Consider the following 23,044-nt stretch of genomic DNA (forward strand, 5'->3'; position numbering starts at 1 on the left):
CGACCGGCACGGCGACGTGACGAGGGCCCGGCGACCGAACGGTCGCCGGGCCCTCGTGCATCTCCTAGGCGGACGGGCTGAACCGCCGCAGCCGCAGGCTGTTGCTGACGACGAACACGCTCGAGAACGCCATCGCCGCGCCGGCCAGCATCGGGTTCAGCAGGCCCGCCGCGGCGAGCGGGATCGCCGCCGCGTTGTAGGCGAAGGCCCAGAACAGGTTGCCCTTGATGGTGCGAAGCGTCTTGCGGGACAACTCGATCGCGTCGGCGGCCGAGCGCAGGTCGCCGCGGACCAGGGTGATGTCGGCGGCCTCGATCGCGACGTCGGTGCCGGTGCCCATCGCCAGGCCCAGGTCGGCCTGGGCGAGGGCGGCGGCGTCGTTGACGCCGTCGCCGACCATCGCGACGACCTTGCCGCGGGACTGCAGGTCCTTGACGGCGTCCACCTTGTCGCCGGGCAGTACCTCGGCGATCACGGTGTCGATGCCCACCTGCGCCGCGACGGTCCGCGCGACGGTCTCGTTGTCGCCGGTCAGCAGCACCGGGGTGAGCCCGAGCGCCTTGAACCGGCGCACCGCGTCGGCGCTGGTGTCCTTGACCGCGTCCGCGACCACGAACACCGCCCGCGCCTGCCCGTCCCAGCCGGCCGCGATCGCGGTCCGGCCCAGCTTCTCGGCCTCCTGCTTCGCCCGGGCGAGCTCGCCCGGTAGGTGGAGCGACCAGTCCGCGAGCAGGCTCTCGCGTCCGGCGACCACGGCGTGGCCGTCGACGACACCCTGCACGCCCTTGCCTTCGACGTTCACGAAATCAGCGACAGCGGGTAGGTTTCCGACGCTGTCCGCGGCGCCCGCGGCCACCGCCTGTGCGATCGGATGCTCGGACGCGTTCTCGAGCGCGCCGACCAGGCGCAGTGCCTCGTCACGGTCGACGTCCTCGGCGGTGATCACGTCGACGAGCGTCATCTTGCCGGTGGTGACGGTGCCGGTCTTGTCGAGCAGGATGGTGTCGACGCCACGCGTCGTCTCGAGAACCTCGGGACCCTTGATCAGCACGCCCAGTTGGGCGCCGCGGCCGGTGCCGACGAGCAGTGCTGTCGGGGTGGCCAGGCCCAGGGCGCACGGGCACGCGATGATCAGCACGGCGACCGCGGCGGTGAAGGCCACCTGCAGCGGGTTGCCGGTGCCGATCCAGTAGCCCAGGGCGGCAACGGAGATCGCGATCGCGATCGGGACGAACACGCCCGCGATGCGGTCGGCCAGGCGCTGCACTTCGGCCTTGCCGTTCTGTGCGTCCTCCACCAGTGCGGCCATCTGGGCCAGCTGGGTGTCGCTGCCGACCCGACGGGCCCGCACGACGAGCCGGCCGCCCGCGTTGACGGTCGCACCCACGACGTCGTCGCCGACGCTCACCTCGACCGGCACCGATTCGCCGGTCAGCATGCTCATGTCCACGGCGGAGCTGCCCTCGACGACGACGCCGTCGGTGGCGACCTTCTCGCCGGGGCGCACCACGAACAGGTCGTCGACCCGCAATTGGTCTGCGGGAATGCGCGATTCGACACCGTCACGCAGGACCGAGACCTCCTTGGCCCCGAGTTCGAGCAGCGCGCGCAGTGCCGCGCCGGCGGTGCGCTTCGACTTGGCCTCGAAGTAGCGCCCGGCGAGCACGAACGTGATGACGCCGGCCGCGACCTCGAGGTAGATGTTCGCGGCACCGTCCATGCGGTTGATGGTCAGTTCGAAGGCGTGCGTCATACCTGCGGTGCCGGCGGTGCCGAAGAACAGCGCATACAGCGACCACGCGAACGCGGCGGACGTGCCGAGCGAGATCAGCGTGTCCATCGTCGCGGTGCCGTGCCGCAGATTCGTCCACGCCGCACGATGGAACGGCAGTCCCGCCCACACGATCACGGGAGCGGCGAGTGTCAGCGAGAGCCACTGCCAGTTGGTGAACTGCAGCGCCGGGATCATGGCCATGGCGATCACCGGCACCGCCAGGACCGTCGAGACGATCAGGCGGGTGCGCAGCGACGCCAGTTCGCGGTCGCGGGGATCTTCGGCGGTGGACTCGTCGACGGTCGGGGGAGCCGGCAGGGTCGCGGTGTACCCGGCCTTCTCGACCGCGCCGACCAGGTCGTCGGTGGTGATCGAGTCGTCGAAGACGACCTTCGCCTTCTCGGTGGCGTAGTTGACGGTCGCCGAGACGCCGTCGAGTTTGTTGAGTCGCTTCTCGACCCGCGCGGCGCACGAGGCGCACGTCATCCCGCCGATCGAGAGTTCGATGGTGTCACTGCGGCCGGTTGCGAGATCGGCGGTGGTCATCAGTGTCCTCCTTCGTGTCCGTCGTGTGCGGGTGCGGATTCGGCCGTCGGCGCCGCTGTCGGGCCCACCGGAACGGTGAACTCGGCGGTGCGGACGGTGCCCTCGTGCTGGAAGTCGAGGAACAGTCGGTAGGTGCCGACGCTGGGCGCCTGGGCGTGGAACGTGACGTCCGGTCCCGGAGCGGTGACGCCGTCGCCCGGCTCGCCCTCGGGGTGGACGTGCAGGTAGGCGAGGTCGCCGGTCCGCAGCGCCACTAGGTGGCCGTACGCCCCCAGGTAGGGATCGAGCTCGGTGACCGGGACACCGTCGCGGCTGACCCGGAGCGTCAGCGGGCCGCCGACGGTCGTCAGGTCGCCGTCGAGGGTGACGGTGTAGTCGTCGACGGTCGCGGTGCGCGACGCGGCGGGCAGCGGCGCCACCTGTAGATCGCCGGCGACGTCGACGCTCCGGCCGAGCGTGAGCTGGCGGGGTGCGCCGGTCGCCTGGAAGTCGGCGAAGACGCGGTACGTGCCGCCGGTCGGCCAGGTCCAGTCGACTGACCAGGTCCCGTCCGCGCCGAGCGTGGGGTGGACGTGCCGGAACTCGCTGGTGTCGGCGCGGACGACGATGAGATGCAGTTGCTTCTCGTGCAGCGCGTCGTACTCGCGGACCGGGTTGCCCGCGGCGTCGAGGATGCGGAAGGCCAGGGCGCCGGGCCCGCCGGCCCGGGTGGGCGAGGTGATCTCGCCGAGGGTGTATCCGTCCTGCGATACCTGCAGCCCGGCCGGAACGGTCGTGTCCGTGGTGGCGGTCGTCTCGGCGGCGGCCGCATGGCTGTCGGTGTGTGTGCTCGTCATGTCTATCGGGCTTCCCGTGACGGCGCCCACGCCGAGGGCCGCGGCGAAGACGACCGCGAGACCCCCGGTGTAGGCGATGAGCGTGGTGGACGTGCGCATCGGTTTCCTCAGATCGGTCGGGCCGTGTAGCCCGCTTCCTCGACGGCCGCGGCGACCGTGGATTCCGGGAGCGGGGCGGCGGACGTGACGGTCAGGCGGCCGGACTGCAGGTCGACGGCGACGTCGGAGACGCCCGCGATCGCGCCGACCTCCTCCTTGACTGAGCCGACGCAGTGTCCGCAGGTCATCCCGGTGACGGTGTATTCGGCGGTGCTCATCTCGGTCTCCCTCTGTTGTACCACTACCCCGTGTGGGTATGGCTCGAACAATTCGAAAGGTACCCCCAGGGGGTATCGAACGCAAGGGGTTGGAAGAGATCTTCGCCACGTCGCCGGGTTTCTTGTAGGTGGGGCAAGCGCGCCCGACGGTGCTGTGGTTGACTGGTCGCGGTCGTAGTTTTTGTGTTTGTGTTAGTCCACGCTCGCAAATCCTTAAGTTGCGGGCGGGCGAGTCTCCACTCGGAGTTCGACGACACCGCCGTGTGACATCGGCCCGGGAACCCCTGACCTGGAGTTTCCCGAGTTTGCACTGCGTAAGAGAAGGAAAGAAACATGGCAGAAGGCACCGTGAAGTGGTTCAACGCTGAAAAGGGCTTCGGCTTCATCGCGCCCGACGACGGCAGCGCCGACGTCTTCGTCCACTACTCGGCGATCCAGACCAACGGCTTCCGCACCCTGGAAGAGAACCAGCGCGTGCGCTTCGAGATCGGCCAGGGCAACAAGGGCCCGCAGGCCACCGACGTCACGGCTGTCTGAGCTCACTCGGACTTGCCCGGCTGAGCCGGGCGCATGACGAAAACGGGCCCCACTCCTTCACGGAGTGGGGCCCGTTTCGTGTCTCCGGCCCGATTCGTCGCACCGGCACCGAGTTCGGCGCTAGGGTTCGGCAACCGAGCCGACGAGACGGAGGGGGCCTACGTGACGCCCGAGGAGTTGAGCGACCGCGCCGAGATCGGCGACGTGCTGCACCGCTATTTCCGGGGCGTCGACCGGCGGGACTGGGCGCTGGTGCGGGGATGCTTCTTCGACGACGCGCACAACGACTACGCGCCGTTCTACCAGGGCGGGATCGACGACTTCATGCAGTTCCTGGCCGATCCGGCCGGCTTCGGGCTGTTCGACCGAACCTTTCACTTCTCGGGCAACCAGCTGATCGATCTCGACGGCGACAGTGCCGCCACCGAGATCTACGCGATGGCGCAGCACACAAGTGCCGCGGACGCGGGTAACCCCAGCCGCAACTTCCTCGTCGTCTGGCTGCGCTACCTCGACCGCTTCGAACGGCGCGACGGGCGGTGGGCGATCGCGGACCGGCGGATCGAGGTCGAGTGGATCCGCAACGACGTCGGCGGCACCTGGATGAGCGTGCCGGGTCAGGCCTCGCCGTAGCGTCTGGCCATCGCCGCGTGACGTTGCGCGGCCTGCCTGCACTCGTCGCGCAGTCCGGGTGGGTCCAGCACGGTGAAGTCGACGTCGAATGCGCTGAGCCATCGCGCGATCGACCGCAGCGAATCGCCGCCGAGGGCAACCACGCACTGGTCGTCGGGCCCGTGCTCGAGCGTGCCCCAGGCGGCGTCGACCATCGGAGCGATGTCGTCGATGGGGGCGTGCAGCAGCACCCGCGCGCGCACCTGGGTCACCGCCCGGTTGACGCCGCGCGCGACGAACTCGGCTGCGCCGCCGGGCGGTAGATCGCGCGGTGGGAACCGCGGCCCGGTCGGGATCTTCGGTTCCATGCGGTCGACGCGGAAGGACCGCCAGTCGTCGCGCATCGTGTCCCACGCGACGAGGTACCAACGCCACCCGGACCGCACCAGCCGGTACGGCTCCACCTCCCGCCTGCTCTCGCTGCCGTCGTGGGTGCGGTAGTCGAAGCGGAGGCGCTCGTGGTTGTGGCACACCGATGCGATCGCGGCCAGCACCGCGGCGTCGACGGCGCTCGGTGCCGGTTCGCGCTGCACCACGTCCACCTGTAGCGCCTCGAGGCGGTGTCGCAGCCGCGACGGCATCACCTGCCGCAGCTTGGTGAGCGCGCGCACCGACGACTCACCGATCCCGACGACCGATCCCGTCGCGCCGGATTGCAGGCCGAGGGCGACGGCGAGGACCTCGTCGTCGTCGAGCAGTAGCGGCGGCATCTCGGCGCCCGCGCCGAGTCGGTACCCGCCGCCGACGCCGACGGTCGCGTCCACGGGGTAGCCGAGGCCGCGCAGCTTGTCGACGTCGCGCCGGACGGTGCGTGGGGTGATGTCCAGCCGCTCGGCCAGTTCGACACCCGACCAGTCGCGTCGGGTTTGGAGCAGGGAGAGCAGCCGGAGCAGCCGTGCCGAAGTTTCCCGCATGCATCGGAGCATCCCAGAAATTGCGGACGCTAGGTGTCCTCAATAGCTCCTAACTTTCGTGGTGACCGACGAAGAAACACGAAACGGGGAGGCACGACGATGCACGCGATGATCCGCACGGAGGGGTTGACCAAACAGTTCAAGCAGGGCAAGAACACCGTCGACGCGGTCGTGGACGTCGACCTCGAAGTCGCCGAGGGCGAACTGGTGGCGCTGCTCGGCCCCAACGGCGCCGGCAAGTCGACGACCCTGCGGATGCTGACCACCCTGCTGGCGCCCACCTCGGGGCGGGCGAGCGTCGCCGGATTCGACGTCACCACCGATCGGGACGAGGTGCGGCGCCGGATCGGCTACGGCGGACAGGGCAGCGGCGCCGGACACAATCAGCGGGTCCGGGACGAACTGGTGACCCAGGGACTCTGCTACGGCATGGCAAAGCCGGAGTCGTCGGCGCGGGCGGACGAACTGCTCGACGCCCTCGATCTCGCCGAGCTGGCCACACGCAAGGTGAGCACGTTGTCGGGCGGCCAACGCCGACGGCTCGACATCGCACTCGGGCTCGTCCATCGACCACCGCTGCTGTTCCTCGACGAACCGACCACCGGCATGGACCCGCAGAGCCGCGCCAACCTGTGGGAACACATCCTGCGCCTGCGCGCACAGATGGGCACGACCATCGTGCTGACCACGCACTACCTCGAGGAAGCCGACGCGATGGCCGAGCGGGTGATCGTCATCGACCGCGGCACGGTGATCGCCGACGACACGGCGTCCGCGCTCAAGTCCGAGCTGGCGGGGGATCTGCTGACGATCGGATTCGACGATGCCGCCGCGGCGGCTCGTGCGTCCGGCCTCGCGGAAACGCTCGTCACGGTGCGCGAGGTGACGGCGAGCGGTGCCGTGATCCGGGTCCGCACCGGTGAGGGCGATGCCACGCTGCCGGCGCTTCTCCGCGCGGTCGAGGGGTCGGGCCTGCGCGTCGCGACCGCGGAGATGGCACGGCCGACGCTCGACGACGTCTTTCTCGGCCTCACCGGGCGCAGCCTGCGTGAGACCGCAGCGGCGTGAGCACGCGCCCCTCCACCCGATTCGATTCCCAGACCAGACCGAGGAGACCTCTCATGACCGGCATCGTCCGCGACAGCGGCATCGTCATGGCCCGTGAACTGCGCCCCACCCTGCGCGACCCAGTGAGCGTCGTGTTCAGCCTCGCCCAACCCCTGATCCTGCTCGCGCTGTTCGGCCCGCTGTTGAAGAGCGTGCCCGGCATGGGGGAGAGCGTGTGGAACTGGTTCATTCCCGGGGTACTGGTGATGATCGCGATCTTCGGCACGTCCATGACGGGGTCGAACCTGTTGATGGAGATGCGGCAGGGCTCGCACGAACGGATGCTCGTGACGCCCCTGCATCGCTCGTCGCTTCTGATCGGGCGGGCCGCGAAGGAAATGGTTCCCCTTGCGGCACAGGCAGTTCTGATCATCCTGGTGGCGCTGCCCCTGGGGCTCGACGTCGACCCGCTCGGTGCCGTCGTGGGCATCGTGTTGCTCGGCGTGTTCGGTGTGGGCCTCGGCGCGCTGTCGTACGCGTTGGCCCTGGCCGTCCGGAACCAGGACTGGATGTTCTGGGTGGTGCAGCAGACGCTGATGTTCCCGATGCTGATCCTGTCGGGCACGATGCTGCCGCTCGACGACGCCCCCGGATGGATGCGGGCGCTCGTCGCGATCAATCCGCTCGGCTACGTGGTCGAGGCCGAGCGGGCCCTGTTCGCAGGCGATCTGGTGTCCAGGTCGGTGCTGTCGGGTGTGATCGCCGCGGTCACTGTCGCCGCGGTGGGACTCGGTGTCGGCGTCCGATCGGTGCGGTAGGCGTTCGACCGAGGTAAGTGCCGCCTGAGGTGCGTTTTCGTCACCTCGGGCGCACCGCCTATTGTTGGAACCTGTGCTCTCCGTCGTTCCTCGCCCCGTCACCGTCCGGGCGCCGTCCAAGGTCAACCTGCACCTAGCGGTCGGTGACCTCCGGGAGGACGGCTACCACGAGCTGAGGACCGTGTTCCAGGCTCTCTCACTCACCGACGACGTGTCCGTCGTTCACGCCGATTCGCTCGCGGTGCGGGTGCGCGGTGAGGGTGCCGCCTCGGTGCCCACCGACGCCTCCAACCTGGTCTGGAAGGCCGCCGAGATGCTCGCCGCCGAGGCGGGCATCGCCCCCGACGTCGAGATCTCGATCCACAAGGGCATCCCGGTCGCGGGCGGCATGGCCGGCGGCAGCGCCGACGCGGCGGCCGCGATGGTGGCCCTCAACGAACTGTGGCGACTCGGTCTGGACCGGGACGCGCTCGGCGAGTTCGCGGCCCGGCTCGGCAGCGATGTGCCGTTCAGTCTCCACGGCGGAACGGCGTTCGGGACCGGGCGTGGCGAGAAGCTGCTGCCCGTGCTGTCGCGCAACACGTTCCACTGGGTTCTCGCGCTGGCGAAGGGTGGGCTGTCCACGCCCACGGTGTTCCGCGAGCTGGATCGGTTGCGCGCCGAGGGCAATCCGCCGCGGGTCGGCGACGCCGCCGATCTCATGCACGCCCTCGCATCCGGCGACGCCGCCGCGCTGGCGCCGCTGCTCGGCAACGACCTCCAAGCGGCGGCGCTGTCGCTGGAACCGGAACTGCGCCGCACGCTCCGGGCCGGGGTGACCGCGGGAGCCCTGGCCGGCATCGTGTCGGGCTCCGGCCCGACGTGCGCGTTCCTGTGCGCGGACGCCGACTCCGCCGTCGCGGTGAGCGCGGAACTCTCGGGTGCGGGAGTGTGCCGCACCGTGCGTGTCGCGAGCGGGCCGGTGCCCGGTGCACGCGTGATCGACTCCGAGCCGGAAGGCAGCCACTGATGGCGAATTTGATCAATCTCGAACAGGTTTCGAAGTCCTTCGGCATCAAGCCGCTGCTCGACTCCGTCTCGCTCGGTGTGCAGGAGGGGGAACGCATCGGCGTCGTCGGCCTCAACGGAGGCGGCAAGACCACGATGCTCGAGGTGCTCGCCGGGATCGAGGAGCCCGACTCGGGGCGCGTGAGCCGGGTCGGCGGGCTGCGGATGGCGGTGGTGACCCAGCGTGGCGTGCTGCCGTCTGGTTCGACGGTCGGTGACGTCGTCCTCGGGCCGCTGGGCGTCGCGGACCACGAGTGGGCCGGTGACGCCCGTATCCGCGGCATCCTCGCGGGTATCGGCATCGACAACCTCGGTCTCGACGCGAAGGTCGACGGGCTGTCCGGCGGCGAGCGTCGCCGCGTCGCCCTCGCCGCCGCCCTGGTCCAGGACCTCGATCTGCTAGTGCTCGACGAGCCCACCAACCATCTCGACGTCGAGGGTGTGCAGTGGCTCGCCGAGCACCTCGTGTCGAGGCGCTCGGCGCTGGTCGTCGTCACCCACGACCGCTGGTTCCTCGACACCGTCGCGACCCGCACGTGGGAAGTGGTGGGTGGCAAGGTCGAGAGCTACGAGGGCGGCTACAACGACTGGATCTTCGCGCGCGCCGAACGCGCCCGGCAGGCCGATGCCGCCGAGGAGCGGCGACAGAACCTCGCCCGCAAGGAACTGGCGTGGCTGCGCCGCGGACCGCAGGCCCGGACCTCCAAGCCGAAGTACCGGGTCGAGGCCGCCGAGGCGCTCATCGCGGACGTCCCGGCCCCGCGCGACAGCATCGCGCTCGCGTCGTTCGCGAAGCGACGCCTGGGACGCGTCGTTATCGAGCTCGAGGAGGCGAAGCTCACGACGCCCGACGGCCGCGAACTGGTCCACGACCTCACGTGGCGGCTCGCACCGGGCGAACGGGTCGGCCTGGTCGGCGTCAACGGGTCCGGCAAGACGACGCTGCTGCGGACCCTGGCCGGCGAAGTGGAACCGGCCGCGGGCAAGCGGATCCAGGGCCAGACCGTCAAGATCGGCTGGCTGCGTCAGGAGCTCGACGACCTGCCCACCGACATGCGGGTACTCGACGCGGTCAAGGACGTCGCCGAACGGATCACGCTGGGCGACAAGGAGATCTCGGCCGGTCAGCTCGCCGAACGGCTGGGATTCGCGCCGGCCCGGCAGCGCACCCCGGTCGGTGACCTGTCCGGTGGTGAGCGGCGCCGCCTGCAGCTCACCCGGGTGCTCATGAGCGAGCCCAACGTGCTGCTGCTCGACGAGCCCACCAACGACCTCGACATCGACACCCTGCAGCAGCTCGAGGACCTGCTCGACGGCTGGGCCGGCACGATGGTGGTCATCTCCCACGACCGCTACCTCATCGAGCGGATCTGCGACACGACGTGGGCGCTGTTCGGCGACGGCAAGCTGACCAACCTGCCCGGCGGCATCGAGGAGTATCTGCGCCGCCGTGCGGTGCTGGCGCAGAAGCCCGAGAACGTGGCGCAGTCGGTCGCGTCCAGCGCCGGCGCGGTCGCTCCCAAGGTGGCCCGGGACGGTGCCGCCGACCGCGCGGCCCGCAAGGAGCTGGCCCGGCTCGAGCGCACGGTGTCGAAGCTGTCCGAGCGCGAGGAGAAGCTGCACGCGCAGCTCGCGGAGGCGGCGACGGACCCGTCCAAGCTGATGAGTCTGGACGCCGAGCTCAAGCAGGTGGTGGCCGAGAAGGAGGCCGCCGAGGAGCAGTGGATGGAGCTCGCCGCCGAGCTCGAGTGACGCTCGATCGCTCGGCGGGGGAATGCCTCGTTCGGCTGCGCGTGCAACGATAATGCCGCTACCGCCCCATAGCGCTGCGGCGACGGTTAGCCTGCACTTGTACCGTACGCGCGGGGTGGAGGGCGGGCATCGTGGATCTGGAGGCGATAGCCGAGATCAGTCGGCTCAAGTACCGGTACGTGCGCGCCCTCGACACGAAGTCGTGGGCGGAATTCGCGGACACCCTGCTGCCCGATGCGACGGCCACCTACGCCGAGCATCTGCGCTTCGACTCCCGCGACGCGTTCGTTTCCTTCATGCAGGACACGCTCGGTCCGCACGTCATCACCGAGCACCACTGCGGCCACCCGGAGATCGACGTGCACGGCGATACCGCAACGGGCATCTGGTACCTGTCCGACACCGTGGTGGTGCCCGGTGACCAGATGTACATGCACGGCGCCGCGTTCTACCAGGACCGCTACGCCAAGGACGCTGCCGGTCGGTGGAAGATCGCGCACACGGCGTACGAGCGCACCTACGAGTCCGTGTACTCGCTGGCCGACATGCCGAGCTTCCGTCTGACGTCCAATCGCTGGTCGCTGGTCGGGTCGCCGCAGTCGGGGGTGCCCGGGGTGGCTCCGTGACGGACTTCCCTCCGGCCGGCGCCCTGCCGTACCTGACGGTTCGCGGGGCACGTGAGGCGCTGGAGTGGTACCGGAGGGCGTTCGGGGCCGAATTGGTGGGGGAGCCGATCGTGCTGGACGACGGTCGCATCGGGCACGCCGAATTGCGTCTGCAGACCGGGATGATCTATGTGGCCGAGGAGTTCCCGGAAATGGGGCTCACCGCGCCCGAGTCCGGTGCGACGTCGGTCAGCCTGATGTTGCCGGTCGACGACACCGACGTGGTGCTCGCGCGGGCCCACGACGCCGGGGGCACGGTCGAGCGGTGGATCTCGGAGAACTACGGCCGCCGCAACGCGACGCTCATCGACCCCTTCGGGCACCGTTGGATGTTGTCGGGTCCGGTGAAGGGTGGCACCGGAGGATAGGGTCGGCGGGTGACTGTTCCGCCCCGCGAGTCGTTCCCCGACACCCGCGGTTGGCTGCGTGCCTTTCCGGGTGCGCCGGCCTCGCCGCCGAGCAGCGGATTGCCGATGCCTCCCGACCCCGCCCTGCCCGCCGACCCCGTCGAGCTGTTCCTGTCGTGGCTCGAGGAAGCTGCCGCGGCCGGCGTCGTCGAACCCCAGGTCGCGACGCTCGCCACGGTCGACGCGTCCGGGGCGCCCGACGCCCGAACACTGCTGCTCAAGGACGTCACCGAGCGCGGATGGTGGTTCTCGAGCGACCTGAGGTCGCCCAAGGCCGGTCAGCTCGACGCCAACCCCGCCGCAGCGCTGACGTTCTACTGGCGTGAGCAGGGTCGACAGGTCCGGGTGCGTGGCGCGGTCCGACGCGGCGACCGCGAGGTGAGCGCACGCGACTTCCTGGACCGGTCGGTGACGGCGCGAGCGGTGGCGGCTGCGAGCCTGCAGAGCGAGATCCTCACCGCCGTCGGCGATTACGACGACGCCGTCCGGGTCGCGACGGCCCAGGTGGAGGCCGACCGATCGTTCGTTTCGACAACCTGGCAGGCTTGGTGCCTGGTTCCGGTGACAGTCGAGTTCTGGCACGCAGACCCGGGCCGACGGCACCTGCGTGTCCGCTACCGGCGCATCCCTCCCGGCGAGGGAGCCGGTTGGCACATCGACGCGTTGTGGCCGTGAATCGTTCGACAGGAAAGGGAGTCGCGATGACGTCGTTCATCCAGACCCATGTGCACGGAACCGTCGCGCAGATCGTGCTCGATCGGCCCAGGGCGCTCAATGCCTTGGACAACAGCATGATTCGCGACATGTACGCCGCATTGATGCAGTGGCGCGACGACGATGCCATCACCGCGGTGCTGGTGACCAGCGCGTCGGACCGGGCGTTCTCCGCGGGCGGCGACATCAAGTCCGTGCGCCAGTCCGCGCTCGACCGGGACCACAACTCGGTCCACGAGTTCTTCTCCACCGAATACCAGCTCAATGCGTTGATCGCGAACTACCCCAAGCCGTACATCGCGCTCATCGACGGTCATGCGATGGGCGGTGGGCTCGGCATCTCGGTCCACGGATCGGTGCGCGTGGTGACCGAGAAGGCTGCCCTGGCTATGCCCGAAACGGCGATCGGCTTCTTCCCCGACATCGGCGCCAGCTACTTCCTGCCCCGCCTGACCGGAGCGACGGGGATGTACCTGGGCCTGACCGGTGCCCGCGCCTCCGCCGCCGACGCAATCGCCGCAGGACTGGCCACCCACTTCGTGCCCAGCGACAAGCTCGCTGCGCTCGCCGACGACATTCGTGCGATGCGCGACGGCGAACTCGACGACGTGCTCGCCCGCCACACCACCGACGCCCCGGCGTCGGAGCTGGCGGATCGGCAGGGTGAGATCGACCGCGTCTTCGGGTCGGGCACCGTCGCCGACATGGTGGAGAAGCTGACCGGTGACGACGAGTGGTCCAAGCAGACCCGCGAGGCCCTGACGACGGTGGCCCCGAGCAGCCTGTGGATCACCGCCGAGTTGGTGCGCCGGGGTGCGGATCTGACCCTCGAGCAGTGCCTGGACCTCGAGCTGGTCCTCGGCGCCGAGGTCACCCGCAACGCCGATTTCATCGAGGGCGTGCGCGCCGTGCTGGTCGACAAGGACCGCAACCCGTCCTGGAACCCGCCGTCGATCGACGACATCGACGCGGAGGCGATCGAGGCGCTGTTCACCGAGATCACGGCCGAACTGGCGGAGTAGACCGCCGACCGACACTCACGAATGCGCCCGCCGTGTTTGCGGCGGGCGCATTCGCATCAGCTGATCATCCTGTCGGCGACGGCGATTTGTCGCGCCGCGATGGCTTGACGGTACTGCTCGGGTGAGATGCCTGCCTGCGCGTAAAACGGCAGTTTGCGGGGAAGTTCCGAAACTTTGACGACCTCGACGGTGGGTTTGTCGACATCGGTCAGAGGTTCGGTCTGGCCCTGCCAGCGCAGATGGATGTACCCGGTGTCGTGCCCGGTTGTCTCCAGCCAGTTGGCGAGGCCGGGGTCTTGGCGTGAGACGACGAATCGGAGCTGTCCATCCGGGTCTGTGCGGGCCTGGTCGGCGGTGAGGCTGGTGCTGTGGTTGATGTAGTCGAGTGAGACGTACCAGTCGCTGCCGAGCTGAATTCCCTGATACGGCGCGGCGGAGCGTGGCACGGTGACGATGAGCGCCTCGTCGTCGGCGAGGCTGTAGGTGCCGGTCGAGGAGTACTGGGTGGGGAGTCCGCCGGCGGTGGATTTTGGCTGCGTCAGCGTGTTGGGCGGGAGGGGCCCGTACATCTGGCTGGTGAAGTCGATCCACAGGCTCACCTGCCCCGTCAGGAAGTCTGCGGCGGCACGAAATCTGGCGGCTTCCCTATCCGGAGTGGTGGGTTCCGGGGCGGCGCCGATCCGGTCGCTGCGGCGGATGGTGATGCTGCCGCGACGCTCGGTGTCCCAGTCGGAATACACCTCGCGGGTGAAGAGAACGCCGGAGCCTTGGGGGAGAGCGACGCAGTCCCGGGCGCCCGAGCAGTGCGGGCTGAGGCGGAAGCTGTAGCTGCCGTCGGGGGCGATGGTGAACGAGTTGTCGCCGAACGCAGCCAGGCTCTGGGGGAAGGGGAGTGCCAGGTAGTCGCCGCTCAGAATCTGAAATGACAGGTCCTTGACTGTGGAACGGGTTCCGGTGACGACGTACTCGGCGTCGTCCCGTAGCGGTGCGCGCATGTAGATGGCATCGGGGTTGTCCAAACCGACCTTGCCGTCCGCAGCCGTGAGTTGTTCCATTCGCGGGAAGTCCGGGTCGTCGTTCCACGCCATGCGCACTGCGTTCTTCGTCAGTCCGCGCACGTAGTCGAGCCCTTCGGCCAATTCGGTCGCGGACCCGGCGAAGGGGGCATTCCGAACGGCTCGCTCGGCGGCGGTGACAGCCTCGGCGAAAGGCGCCATGGCCGACGCCGACTCGGTTGATGCCGACGCGGTGTCCGCGCCCGCGTCGCGGTCGGTCAGGACGGCCGCGGCCACGAGCACAGCGCAGGCCAGGGGCAGTGTGACGAGCAAGATCGGTGTTCTTCGGTTTGGCATGGGTCCTCCGTAATCCTGTTTTAATCTAGGGAATTAGAACAGACGGGTGGACGATGCTCAAGACCTGGCGCAGTAGGGTGTCGGCGTGCCTCGCGACGCGACATCCACCAGAGAAAGCCTGATAGCGGCGGCTGAGAGGCTGTTCGCCCGGCGCGGCGTGGAGGGGGTCGTCCTCAGGGAGATCAACCGTGAGGCCGGACAGCGGAACATGTCCGCGATCCACTACCACTTCGAGACACGCGACAACTTGCTGGACGTGATCATCGACCGTCACTCCGCGCGAGTCGATGCTCGCCGCGTCGCGCGACTCGACGCGCTCTCCGGCAAGCCGGGCGTCCGCGCGCTGGTCGAGGCAATCGGACTGCCGCTGATCGCCGAGTTGGAGACCGAAGCAGGGCGCAACTACCTGCGCATCCTCCTGTGGGTTCGGCACCGAAACAGAGCTCGCGAGCTCGGCCCACTGCCAGTCGCCGAGCCGGCGGGCCTCGCGCGATGCTGGGACGGACTGATGGAGCACCTCGACGCACTACCTGAGCCGGTGGCTCGCGAACGTCTTGCCGCGCTCGGCGACCTCTTGTCGGCCGCCCTTGCGGACCGCGCACGCCTCATCGAGGACAAGATTCCGATGGCACTCGCCGACAAGGACTTTCCTACCGCGGTGATCGACATGCTCACCGCCCTCGTCGCGGCGCCGGACACCACCAGGGCGGTCGGTGAGTCGGCATGACGACACCCTTCAGGAATGCCGTCAGTCGGTAGCAGGTAAGTCGAGTCGCAATCGCGCACCGCCGAGCGGACTGTCGGTCAGTTCGGCGGTGCCCCCGTGTAGGGACGCCTGCTGCGCGATGAGTGCGAGTCCCAGACCGGAGCCGTCGGGATGTGCCGACGAGCCGCGTGCGAACCGTTCGAAGACCGTCGTCCGCTCGTGCTCCGGAACACCGATTCCGTTGTCGTCGAATGTGATCGTGGCGCCACCGGAGTCGGGGGAGACGGCGATCTCGATGCGATCGGCGCGGCCGTGCCTGACCGCGTTCGTGACCGCGTTGTCGAGGACCGACCGCAGCCCGGACGGAAGCCCTCGCATCGGCATGGCCGCGGGTGCGGTAAGTGCGATGGTGACGTCCGGCAGGCGCCGGGACGATTCCTGGACGCACCGGTCGGCGAGTTCCACGAGATCGACGTCCTCGTGATCGGCGGCGTCGGACAGTTCGCCCACCGCCAGGCTTTCGAGGTCGGTGAGTGTCGACTCGATCTGCCGTTCGGTGGCCCGCAGTTCGCGCAGGATCTCGGCGCGCTGGGTTTCGGTGAGGGGCATCGTAGCGAGCACCTCCAGGTCGGTGCGCATCGACGTGAGCGGGGTGCGCAGTTCGTGCGCCGAGACCGCCGCGAAGTCGCGCGCTGCGCCGAGTGCATCCTGAGTTCTACTCTGGGCCTTTCCGATTCGATCGAGCATGTGCCGGATCGCCTCGCCGAGCTCCTCGGCCTCGCGGGCCCCTCGGACGTCGGGCAGCGACGCGGGCAGTTCGTCACCGACCGTGTGCGTGGCCGCCGCGAGTCGCTGGAGTGGGCGCACGGCACGGCCGGCGAGCAGCCAGCCGAGTCCGGCGGCGACGGCGATCGCGACCACCGCGACACCGGCCACCTGCCACTGCTGATCCCGGATCGCGCGGGTGAGCGCGTCCTCGGGAACCGAGATCCCCACGAACGTACCCGCCACCCCGGTGACCGGCACGTCGCGGGCGCGGACCGTGACGCCGTCGGCGACCTCGGTGCGGACAGTCTCCGTTGCGACGGCGCTGTCGGTGAGCATCTCGGCGGGGAGGGTGGGGGAGCCCATCGGCGACAAACTGTACTGGGTAGTGATCTGAGCGGGCATGCTCAGCGACACCGAGTCGAGCGTGCGGTCGAGCTGCTCGGAGCCGTTGACCCGCAGGAACACCGCGAACGCGACGCCGATCGCGGCGATCACGCTGGTCGCCGCCAGCGCGGACACGACGGCGACACGGGCACGCAGCGACAGCGAGCGTCGTCGCGCCATCACGGCTGCTCCCGCAGCACGAATCCGACCCCACGCACGGTGTGCAACACACGCGGCATTCCGTCTGCCTCCAACTTCTTCCGCAGATACGTCACGAAGACGTCGACGACGTTGGTGTCCGCGTCGAAGTCGTAGCCCCACACCAGTTCCAGTAGACGCACCCGACTGAGCACGATGCCCGCGTTCTCGGCCAGGACGCTCAACAGATCGAATTCCCGTTTGGTGAGGTCGACCCGTCGGCCGCCCATGTGCACGCGGCGCCCCGGCAGGTCCACCTCGAGCGCGCCCACCGTGACGACGCCGGCCGGTGCCGGGGTGCGGGGCGCCCGGCGCAGCAGTGCCCGCAGCCGCGCGACCAGTTCGCCGAGCTCGAACGGCTTGGTGAGGTAGTCGTCGGCGCCGGCCTCGAGGCCCGCGATCCGATCGCCGACGGTGCTTCGCGCGCTGAGTACGCAGATCGGGACGTCGTTGCCCATCGCACGCAGCGCCGTGACCACGCTGACGCCGTCCAGCACCGGCATGTTCACGTCGAGCACGATCGCGTCCGGGCGAGCTGCGCCGACGGCCCGGAGCGCGGAGGCCCCGTCGTCGGCGGTCTCTATGTCGAAACCGGACAGTCGGAGCCCCCGCGTGAGGGAGGACAGGACCTTGGGGTCGTCGTCGACGAGCAGGATGCGGGCGCTATCGGTCACTGCATCCATAGTGCCCGCGTCCCGGGAGTGCTCAGCAGGCGAGCGCTGTGATCGTCACTGCTGCCGTCGACTCGGTCGTCTCGAGCTCGCTCATCTCCGTCGCGCCCTCGATCCGGGTGGCGGGAACCGTCTCGGTTGCGGGGACCGCCTCGGTGGACACGGTCATCGCAAAGTTCCCCTCCTCGCCCGGCGCCGCGACGGAGACGGAGTCCTTCGTCACGACGCCGTCGTCGATCAGCTTCTGCAGCTCGGCGTCCGTCAGCGGCTTCACCGACACCGCGCAGTTCGCGCCATCCGCGTCGGTACCGGCAGTCTGTGTGTCGGGCGTGGCCTGCACGACCGGCGCGACGGTCACCGGCGAACCGGCAGGGATGGCGTTCTGTGCCCAGGCGACGCCGGGTACCGCGAGTGCGCCGGCCGCGCCGAGGCCGGCTGCGGCGACGATCATCCGACGGCGAGCCTTGTTGCTGAAGCTGGTGATTCGCATGTCTGCACTCCTCGTTCGGTGTGGGCCACGGTGGCTTCCACGCCGACGAAGTTATGCCCGCAGGATTCGGCGTTCGGTTGGCGAAGTCTTAGGGGTTGGTGAGAATCCCACCCCGCCGACGCCACTGCGGTGCGGGCAGACTTCGCGAAGCTGCGATCAGGCCGGAACGTCAGCTCGAGTCGGTCGGCTGGAGAGTCCATTCGAGGGGCGTGTGCCTGCCACAGCTCGCGGGTACGGCTTGTTCACGGTGTCGACGAGCAGCGTCGGTGTCCCGTCGTACAGATCCGTCACGCCTCGTGACGTCGTCGAGCCGGGACCCTTACCGGGAGGCCCCCGACGCAGTGGGTCTACCGGCTGCCCAACCCCAGCCGGACCGCCAGTTCCCGCAACGCCGGCAGCGGATCGCCCGCCATCGGGAGCACCTGCACCGCAACGTGATCGGCGCCGGCATCGAGGTGCGCGGTCAGACGGGCCGCGATGGTGGCCACGTCGCCGTGCGCGACGAGGGTGTCGATCACGCGGTCGCTGCCGCCGTTGTCGAGTTCCTCGGTCGGGAAGCCGAGCCGCTCGAGATTGCGGCGGTAGTTCCGCAGGTGCAGGTATGGGTTCTCGACCGCCTCGCGTCCGACTGTGCGGGCGGCGTCCGTTTCGGTGGACAGGACCACCTTCTGCTCGGGTGCGAGCAGGGCGTCCGGGCCGAGCACCTCGCGGGCCTGCCGCGTGTGCTCGGGCGGCGTCAAGTAGGGGTGCGCGCCGGCGGTGCGGTCGGCCGCCAGTTTCAGCACCTTGGGGCCGAGCGCGGCCAGTACCCGACGCTGCTTCGGGACGCCCGCGTCGTCGAGGACGTCGAGGTAGCGGACCAAGGCGTCGTAGGGCTTTTCGGCACCCATGCCCGGCACCTCGGGGTGTCCGACGCCGATGCCGAGCACGAACCGCCCGGGATGGCGGGTTTCGATCCGGTGGTACGACTTCGCGATCTCGTCGGCGGGTGCGGAGAAGATGTTGACGATGCCGGTCGCGACGGTGATGTTCTCGGTGCCGGCGATCAGGTCCTCGATCACCTGGAGGTCCGCGGGCGGCGATCCGCCGGCCCAGATCGCGCCGTAGCCGAGCCGCTCGATCTCGGCGCCTACCTCGGGTTGCAGGCCGAAGGCGTGGCGCCAGACGCCGAGCCGTCCGTACGTGGGGGTGTCTGCCGTGTCGTGTGTGACCTCTGTCATACCGGGTCCAACAGGACCGGTCGGTGGATCATTCCGAGGCGGGGACGGCCTCTTGCGTCGCGGAGCGCCGCTGGATCCGCACCCACACCGCGAACCCCCACAGCACGAATGCCGCGTAGACCAGATACAGGATCGCGGACGGGTAGTAGCCGCCGCTGAACAGGAGCGGGACACCGACCACATCGACGCCGATCCAGATCAGCCAGAACTCGGTCCACCCGCGGGCCATGCCGAAGGTGGCCAGGATCGAGCCGGTGAAGATCCAGGCGTCGGGCCAGGGCCCCCAGGAGCCCAGCATCTCGAAGACCTTCGCGAACCCGACGGTGCCCACCACCATCGTCGCGATCATTCCGGCGCGCGCTCGGGGGGAGGCCCAGCGGGGGAGCACGGCCCTGCCGGAGTCGTGCCGGGACTGCAGCCACCGCGTCCACCCGTACGCGCTGACCGTGATGAACAGCAGTTGCCGGCCGGCCTGGCCGTACAGGTTGAGGTCCTGCGGGGTGTGGAACAACGCGCCCATGAACACCGTGAACAGCAGGGCGTTGCCGATGATCCCCACCGGCCACGCCCACACGACGCGCTTCATCCCACCGATCGCGGATGCGATTCCGAAGGCGTTCCCGATGATCTCGCGCCACAGGATGGTGGCGCCTCCGATGTGCAGTTCGGCGTCGAACAGGGTCTGCAGCAAACTCACTGATCGCCTGCGGCGACGAGCGGTTCGAGCGTCAGCTCCGGCATCTCCTTCTGGATGTACTGGAGGCGCCACTTGTCGCTGAACAACGCCAGCAGCACGCCGTCGGTGCGGGTGAAGACCTCGACGCCGCGCTGGCGACCGAGCTCGACCGCGGACTCCGCGTCGGTGCGTCGGGCGAGCGCGTAGCCGAGCGGCTCCATCCGCGCCTCGACGTTGAACTCGGCCTTCATACGGGCCGCGACCACCTCGAACTGCATGGGGCCGACGGCCGCCATGACGGGGGAGGCGTCGCCGCGGATGTCGTTGCGCAGGATCTGCACCACACCCTCGGACTCGAGCTGGTCGACGGCGCGACGGAACTGCTTGTACTTGCTGGCGCTCTCGGCACGCAGCACCGAGAAGTGCTCCGGCGCGAACGACGGGATCGGCGGGAACTCCACCTTCTTGTCGGTGAACAGCGTATGTCCGGGCGCGAGCGCGTTGGCGTTGACGAGGCCGACGATGTCGCCGGGGTACGCGTTCTCGACCGTGTTGCGGTCGCGGCCGAACACCGTCAGCGCGTACTTGGTGGCGAACGGCTTGCCGGTCTGCGCGTGTGTGACGACCATGCCGCGCTCGAACACGCCGGAGACGACGCGCATGAACGCCAGCCGGTCGCGGTGCGCGGTATCCATGCCGGCCTGCACCTTGAACACGACGGCGCTGAACGGGTCGGTCACCTCGCGCGGCTTCTCGGCGAGGTCCTTGCGGGCACCCGGCGCGGGCGCGAGTGCGACGAGCGTGTCGAGGATCTGTCGGACACCGAAGTTGAGCATCGCGGACGCGAAGATCACCGGCGACGTCTGACCGGCCAGGAACATCTCCTGGTCGTGGTCCTGACCGCTCGCCGAGAGCAGCTCGCTCTCCTCGGCCGCGGTCACCCACTCGTCGCCCTCACGCTCGAGGGCGGCGTCGGCGTCCATGACTTCCTCAGGGGCGATCTTGGCGCCGCCCGCGGTACGGGTGAAGCGGACGTACTCGCTCGGAATCCCGTCCTCGCCGCGGCGAAGAAGTCCCCGGAAATCACCGGCGATGCCGACCGGCCAGTACAGCGGGGTGGGGGTGAGGCCGATGCGCTCGTCGATCTCGTCGAGCAGCTCCAGAGGGGTGCGGCCCGGACGGTCCCACTTGTTGATCACGGTGATGACCGGGATTCCGCGGTGGCGGCACACCTGGAACAGCTTGAGGGTCTGCGGCTCGAGGCCCTTCGCGGCGTCGATGAGCATGACGGCGGCGTCGACCGCGGTGAGGACGCGGTACGTGTCCTCGGAGAAATCGGAGTGGCCCGGGGTGTCGACGAGGTTGACGACGTTGATCTGATCCTCGGGGGTCTCGTCCGAGTGGTAGTTGAACTGGAGAGCCGTCGACGACACCGAGATGCCGCGGGCCTTCTCCATCTCCATCCAGTCGGAGACGGTCGACTTGCGGCCCGCCTTGCCGTGCACGGCACCGGCCTCCGAGATCATCTTCGCGTGCAGCGCGAGGGCCTCGGTGAGCGTCGACTTACCGGCGTCGGGGTGAGAGATGACCGCGAACGTGCGCCGTCGGGCGGCCTCGGCCGCGAGCGACTTCGGCGCGGTACCGGTGGTCGGCGCCTTCTCGACGGTGGTGAGTGCGGCCGAGTCGGGGGCGCTGGTCAACGGTGAACCTCTCAGGAGTCGGGGCCGGTGGAGAAAACGGTGATAACCGGTACAAGGGTACGCGGGCGCTGTCCTGCAGTAACAGGTCGGCACCGCTTGCGGATATACGTACGGGAGATCCACTGTGCAGTCGTAGTGTCCGGACTGAACCGGAGGAGCTTTCGATGAGCAAGTTCACCGATGAGATGTATGCCACGGCCGCGAGTAGTTCGCGGGCCCTGATCACGGGTGAACCGGACGCGCCGGTCCGTCAGGAATGGCGCGAGGTCCATGCGATCGCGCGCCGGATGGCCGGTGCACTCGCCGACGCGGGGATCGGACACGGCGATGCCGTCGCCGTCCTCGCCGGGATGCCAGTCGACATCGCACCGGCCTGCCAGGCGATTTGGATGCGGGGTGCGTCGATCACGATGCTGCACCAACCGACCCCGCGGACGGATCTGCAGGTGTGGGCGCGGGACACCGAGACGATCATCCGGATGATCTCGGCCGCCGTGGTGATCGTGGGCGACCCCTTCGCGGCGGCGGTGCCGCTGTTGGAGGAACGCGGCATCGCCTTCGTGACGATGGATGCGCTGCGCGACGGCCACGAGATCGATCCGGTCGACACCGACGAGACCGACATTGCACTGCAGCAACTGACGTCGGGGTCCACAGGCTCGCCCAAGGCCGTGCAGCTCACACACGCGAACTTCTACGCCAACGCCTACGCGATGATCGACCGGCTCAAGGTCAGCGCCGAGCGCGACGTCATGATCAGTTGGCTTCCGCTATTCCACGACATGGGCATGATCGGGTTTCTCGCCGTGCCCATGCAGATCGGCGCCCCCGCCGTCCACGTCACCCCGATGGATTTCCTCAAGACTCCGCTGTTGTGGGCGGAACTGATGGGTAAGTACCGCGGAACCGTCACCGCCGCACCGAACTTCGCGTACTCCCTGCTCGCACGTCGGCTCGCGCAATCGCCCGACGGCGAATACGACCTGTCCTCGATGCGTTGTCTGATCAACGGTGCGGAGCCGATCGATCCCGGCACGATGGTCGAGCTCGCCGAAGCCGGCGCCCGCTTCGGTCTGGATCCCATGGCACTCGCCCCCACATATGGAATGGCGGAGGTCACTCTCGCGGTGTCGCTCCCCGAGCCGGGACAGGGGCTGGTCGTCGACCAGGTCGACCCGGATCTGCTCGAGGCCGGTGGGCTCGCGGTGCGTTCCAACCGGAGCAACGCCCGCCGCATGGCGACGCTCGGACACCTCGTTCCCGGACTCGAGGGACGAGTGGTCGCCCGCGACGGGCTGGAGCTTCCGCGGCGCGCCGTCGGGGTGATCCAGTTGCGTGGAAAGTCCGTCACGCCAGGCTATCTCACGGCCGAGGGACCTGTCCCGACACAGGACGAGGACGGCTGGATCGACACCGGCGACATCGGGTACTTCACCGAGGACGGACTCGTTGTGGTGTGTGGGCGCGTCAAGGACGTCATCATCATGGGCGGCCGCAACATCTATCCCGTCGAGATCGAACGGGCCGCCGAAACCGTTGCTGGGGTACGCCCTGGCAACGCCGTCGCGATCCGCCTCGACGCCGGCGAAAAACGCGAGAGTTTCGCAGTTGCCGTGGAGACCAATGCAATCGACGACCTGGGCGAGGTCCGGCGCATCGAGCACGAGGTTGCGCACGCCGTCGTCGCCGAAGTCGGCGTGCGACCGCGCTCGGTAGCCGTCCTCGGCCCCGGCTCCATCCCCAAGACGTCGTCCGGCAAGCTGCGGCGGTCGAGTTCGATCGGACTGTTGTGAACGTCGAGTCGACTGTCG

The 23,044-nt window shown here is 69.0% G+C and carries 23 protein-coding genes; 12 read left to right on the forward strand and 11 right to left on the reverse strand.

The window, feature by feature from the left end; all coding sequences use genetic code 11:
• Nucleotides 1–64: 64 nt before the first annotated feature.
• Genes ACQ5DX_RS04025 through ACQ5DX_RS04035 form a run of 3 tightly spaced genes read right to left on the reverse strand, consistent with a single transcriptional unit; the run spans nucleotide 65 to nucleotide 3,473 of the window.
• Complete coding sequence (locus ACQ5DX_RS04025) at nucleotides 65–2,320, reverse strand: heavy metal translocating P-type ATPase (RefSeq protein ID WP_430331390.1); 2,256 nt, start codon at nucleotides 2,318–2,320, stop codon at nucleotides 65–67.
• The gene (locus ACQ5DX_RS04030; RefSeq protein ID WP_430331391.1) at nucleotides 2,320–3,255 is read right to left on the reverse strand and encodes a hypothetical protein; all 936 of its coding nucleotides are present in this window, start codon (nucleotides 3,253–3,255) and stop codon (nucleotides 2,320–2,322) included. Before ACQ5DX_RS04030 ends, ACQ5DX_RS04025 begins: the two co-directional genes overlap by 1 nt.
• An 8-nt stretch (nucleotides 3,256–3,263) precedes the next feature.
• Complete coding sequence (locus tag ACQ5DX_RS04035; protein ID WP_430331392.1) at nucleotides 3,264–3,473, reverse strand: heavy-metal-associated domain-containing protein; 210 nt, start codon at nucleotides 3,471–3,473, stop codon at nucleotides 3,264–3,266.
• A gap of 333 nt (nucleotides 3,474–3,806) precedes the next feature.
• On the opposite strand from ACQ5DX_RS04035, the gene cspE reads away from it, so the two are divergent.
• Together cspE and ACQ5DX_RS04045 are read left to right on the forward strand one after the other, a co-directional pair.
• Entirely contained in the window at nucleotides 3,807–4,010 is a 204-nt protein-coding gene (gene cspE / locus ACQ5DX_RS04040; RefSeq protein ID WP_005514750.1) for a transcription antiterminator/RNA stability regulator CspE, read from the forward strand.
• A gap of 78 nt (nucleotides 4,011–4,088) precedes the next feature.
• Nucleotides 4,089–4,643, forward strand: coding sequence for a nuclear transport factor 2 family protein (locus ACQ5DX_RS04045; protein WP_430331393.1), 555 nt, complete (start codon nucleotides 4,089–4,091; stop codon nucleotides 4,641–4,643).
• Here ACQ5DX_RS04045 and ACQ5DX_RS04050 read toward each other — a convergent pair.
• On the reverse strand, nucleotides 4,628–5,596 hold the full coding sequence (locus ACQ5DX_RS04050; RefSeq protein ID WP_430331394.1) for a helix-turn-helix transcriptional regulator: 969 nt from the start codon (nucleotides 5,594–5,596) through the stop codon (nucleotides 4,628–4,630). The genes ACQ5DX_RS04045 and ACQ5DX_RS04050 overlap by 16 nt on opposite strands.
• Before the next feature lie 108 nt (nucleotides 5,597–5,704).
• On the opposite strand from ACQ5DX_RS04050, the gene ACQ5DX_RS04055 reads away from it, so the two are divergent.
• From ACQ5DX_RS04055 to ACQ5DX_RS04090, 8 genes are all read left to right on the forward strand, one after another.
• On the forward strand, nucleotides 5,705–6,664 hold the full coding sequence (locus ACQ5DX_RS04055) for an ATP-binding cassette domain-containing protein (RefSeq protein WP_430331395.1): 960 nt from the start codon (nucleotides 5,705–5,707) through the stop codon (nucleotides 6,662–6,664).
• Nucleotides 6,665–6,717: 53 nt separating this feature from the next.
• Nucleotides 6,718–7,461: an ABC transporter permease gene (locus ACQ5DX_RS04060; protein WP_430331396.1), complete on the forward strand. Its 744-nt coding sequence runs from the start codon at nucleotides 6,718–6,720 to the stop codon at nucleotides 7,459–7,461.
• Nucleotides 7,462–7,534: 73 nt separating this feature from the next.
• Complete coding sequence (locus ACQ5DX_RS04065) at nucleotides 7,535–8,470, forward strand: 4-(cytidine 5'-diphospho)-2-C-methyl-D-erythritol kinase (RefSeq protein ID WP_430331397.1); 936 nt, start codon at nucleotides 7,535–7,537, stop codon at nucleotides 8,468–8,470.
• Entirely contained in the window at nucleotides 8,470–10,260 is a 1,791-nt protein-coding gene (locus tag ACQ5DX_RS04070; protein ID WP_430331398.1) for an ABC-F family ATP-binding cassette domain-containing protein, read from the forward strand. Before ACQ5DX_RS04065 ends, ACQ5DX_RS04070 begins: the two co-directional genes overlap by 1 nt.
• A 131-nt stretch (nucleotides 10,261–10,391) precedes the next feature.
• Nucleotides 10,392–10,886, forward strand: a complete 495-nt coding sequence (locus ACQ5DX_RS04075) for a nuclear transport factor 2 family protein (protein WP_430331399.1) — start codon at nucleotides 10,392–10,394, stop codon at nucleotides 10,884–10,886.
• Complete coding sequence (locus ACQ5DX_RS04080; protein WP_430331400.1) at nucleotides 10,883–11,293, forward strand: VOC family protein; 411 nt, start codon at nucleotides 10,883–10,885, stop codon at nucleotides 11,291–11,293. The genes ACQ5DX_RS04075 and ACQ5DX_RS04080 overlap by 4 nt, the downstream gene beginning before the upstream one ends.
• A 9-nt stretch (nucleotides 11,294–11,302) precedes the next feature.
• Nucleotides 11,303–12,007, forward strand: a complete 705-nt coding sequence (locus tag ACQ5DX_RS04085; protein WP_430331401.1) for a pyridoxine/pyridoxamine 5'-phosphate oxidase — start codon at nucleotides 11,303–11,305, stop codon at nucleotides 12,005–12,007.
• A 26-nt stretch (nucleotides 12,008–12,033) separates the two neighbouring features.
• Nucleotides 12,034–13,068 (forward strand): enoyl-CoA hydratase/isomerase family protein, encoded by a 1,035-nt coding sequence (locus ACQ5DX_RS04090; protein ID WP_430331402.1) that lies wholly within the window; start codon nucleotides 12,034–12,036, stop codon nucleotides 13,066–13,068.
• Between the two features lie 56 nt (nucleotides 13,069–13,124).
• Here ACQ5DX_RS04090 and ACQ5DX_RS04095 read toward each other — a convergent pair whose 3' ends face one another.
• Nucleotides 13,125–14,420 (reverse strand): hypothetical protein, encoded by a 1,296-nt coding sequence (locus tag ACQ5DX_RS04095; RefSeq protein WP_430331403.1) that lies wholly within the window; start codon nucleotides 14,418–14,420, stop codon nucleotides 13,125–13,127.
• An 85-nt stretch (nucleotides 14,421–14,505) separates the two neighbouring features.
• Here ACQ5DX_RS04095 and ACQ5DX_RS04100 point away from each other — a divergent pair, with 85 nt between their 5' ends.
• Nucleotides 14,506–15,147 carry a TetR/AcrR family transcriptional regulator gene (locus tag ACQ5DX_RS04100; protein ID WP_430331404.1) on the forward strand — a complete coding sequence of 214 codons (642 nt, stop codon included), beginning with the start codon at nucleotides 14,506–14,508 and terminating at the stop codon, nucleotides 15,145–15,147.
• A gap of 21 nt (nucleotides 15,148–15,168) precedes the next feature.
• Here the strand turns inward: ACQ5DX_RS04100 and ACQ5DX_RS04105 are convergent, their stop codons facing one another.
• The 6 genes from ACQ5DX_RS04105 to ACQ5DX_RS04130 all read right to left on the reverse strand — a co-directional run bounded on the left by ACQ5DX_RS04105 (nucleotide 15,169) and on the right by ACQ5DX_RS04130 (nucleotide 21,233).
• Nucleotides 15,169–16,458: a sensor histidine kinase gene (locus ACQ5DX_RS04105; RefSeq protein WP_430331405.1), complete on the reverse strand. Its 1,290-nt coding sequence runs from the start codon at nucleotides 16,456–16,458 to the stop codon at nucleotides 15,169–15,171.
• Nucleotides 16,458–17,159, reverse strand: coding sequence for a response regulator transcription factor (locus ACQ5DX_RS04110; RefSeq protein WP_430331406.1), 702 nt, complete (start codon nucleotides 17,157–17,159; stop codon nucleotides 16,458–16,460). The genes ACQ5DX_RS04105 and ACQ5DX_RS04110 overlap by 1 nt, the downstream gene beginning before the upstream one ends.
• Before the next feature lie 22 nt (nucleotides 17,160–17,181).
• Nucleotides 17,182–17,637 (reverse strand): hypothetical protein, encoded by a 456-nt coding sequence (locus ACQ5DX_RS04115; protein ID WP_430331407.1) that lies wholly within the window; start codon nucleotides 17,635–17,637, stop codon nucleotides 17,182–17,184.
• Between the two features lie 347 nt (nucleotides 17,638–17,984).
• The gene (locus ACQ5DX_RS04120) at nucleotides 17,985–18,857 is read right to left on the reverse strand and encodes an LLM class F420-dependent oxidoreductase (RefSeq protein ID WP_430331408.1); all 873 of its coding nucleotides are present in this window, start codon (nucleotides 18,855–18,857) and stop codon (nucleotides 17,985–17,987) included.
• A gap of 28 nt (nucleotides 18,858–18,885) precedes the next feature.
• Nucleotides 18,886–19,554, reverse strand: a complete 669-nt coding sequence (gene pnuC / locus ACQ5DX_RS04125; RefSeq protein WP_430331409.1) for a nicotinamide riboside transporter PnuC — start codon at nucleotides 19,552–19,554, stop codon at nucleotides 18,886–18,888.
• Nucleotides 19,551–21,233 (reverse strand): peptide chain release factor 3, encoded by a 1,683-nt coding sequence (locus ACQ5DX_RS04130; RefSeq protein ID WP_430331410.1) that lies wholly within the window; start codon nucleotides 21,231–21,233, stop codon nucleotides 19,551–19,553. Before ACQ5DX_RS04130 ends, pnuC begins: the two co-directional genes overlap by 4 nt.
• 164 nt (nucleotides 21,234–21,397) lie before the next feature.
• On the opposite strand from ACQ5DX_RS04130, the gene ACQ5DX_RS04135 reads away from it, so the two are divergent.
• Nucleotides 21,398–23,026: a fatty acyl-AMP ligase gene (locus tag ACQ5DX_RS04135; protein ID WP_430331411.1), complete on the forward strand. Its 1,629-nt coding sequence runs from the start codon at nucleotides 21,398–21,400 to the stop codon at nucleotides 23,024–23,026.
• The last annotated feature ends 18 nt before the right edge of the window (nucleotides 23,027–23,044 follow it).

This window comes from Rhodococcus sp. ACT016, from assembly GCF_050477185.1.
In the GTDB taxonomy this organism is placed as follows: domain Bacteria; phylum Actinomycetota; class Actinomycetes; order Mycobacteriales; family Mycobacteriaceae; genus Prescottella.

What these genes read in the sequence shown, in the direction of transcription:
- ACQ5DX_RS04025 (WP_430331390.1), bottom strand. Translation starts at nt 2,320, where the DNA reads ATGACCACCGCCGATCTCGCAACCGGCCGCAGTGACACCATCGAACTC.
- ACQ5DX_RS04030 (WP_430331391.1), bottom strand. Translation starts at nt 3,255, where the DNA reads ATGCGCACGTCCACCACGCTCATCGCCTACACCGGGGGTCTCGCGGTC.
- ACQ5DX_RS04035 (WP_430331392.1), bottom strand. Translation starts at nt 3,473, where the DNA reads ATGAGCACCGCCGAATACACCGTCACCGGGATGACCTGCGGACACTGC.
- cspE (WP_005514750.1), top strand. Translation starts at nt 3,807, where the DNA reads ATGGCAGAAGGCACCGTGAAGTGGTTCAACGCTGAAAAGGGCTTCGGC.
- ACQ5DX_RS04050 (WP_430331394.1), bottom strand. Translation starts at nt 5,596, where the DNA reads ATGCGGGAAACTTCGGCACGGCTGCTCCGGCTGCTCTCCCTGCTCCAA.
- ACQ5DX_RS04055 (WP_430331395.1), top strand. Translation starts at nt 5,705, where the DNA reads ATGATCCGCACGGAGGGGTTGACCAAACAGTTCAAGCAGGGCAAGAAC.
- ACQ5DX_RS04060 (WP_430331396.1), top strand. Translation starts at nt 6,718, where the DNA reads ATGACCGGCATCGTCCGCGACAGCGGCATCGTCATGGCCCGTGAACTG.
- ACQ5DX_RS04070 (WP_430331398.1), top strand. Translation starts at nt 8,470, where the DNA reads ATGGCGAATTTGATCAATCTCGAACAGGTTTCGAAGTCCTTCGGCATC.
- ACQ5DX_RS04090 (WP_430331402.1), top strand. Translation starts at nt 12,034, where the DNA reads ATGACGTCGTTCATCCAGACCCATGTGCACGGAACCGTCGCGCAGATC.
- ACQ5DX_RS04095 (WP_430331403.1), bottom strand. Translation starts at nt 14,420, where the DNA reads ATGCCAAACCGAAGAACACCGATCTTGCTCGTCACACTGCCCCTGGCC.
- ACQ5DX_RS04105 (WP_430331405.1), bottom strand. Translation starts at nt 16,458, where the DNA reads ATGGCGCGACGACGCTCGCTGTCGCTGCGTGCCCGTGTCGCCGTCGTG.
- ACQ5DX_RS04110 (WP_430331406.1), bottom strand. Translation starts at nt 17,159, where the DNA reads ATGGATGCAGTGACCGATAGCGCCCGCATCCTGCTCGTCGACGACGAC.
- ACQ5DX_RS04115 (WP_430331407.1), bottom strand. Translation starts at nt 17,637, where the DNA reads ATGCGAATCACCAGCTTCAGCAACAAGGCTCGCCGTCGGATGATCGTC.
- ACQ5DX_RS04120 (WP_430331408.1), bottom strand. Translation starts at nt 18,857, where the DNA reads ATGACAGAGGTCACACACGACACGGCAGACACCCCCACGTACGGACGG.
- ACQ5DX_RS04135 (WP_430331411.1), top strand. Translation starts at nt 21,398, where the DNA reads ATGAGCAAGTTCACCGATGAGATGTATGCCACGGCCGCGAGTAGTTCG.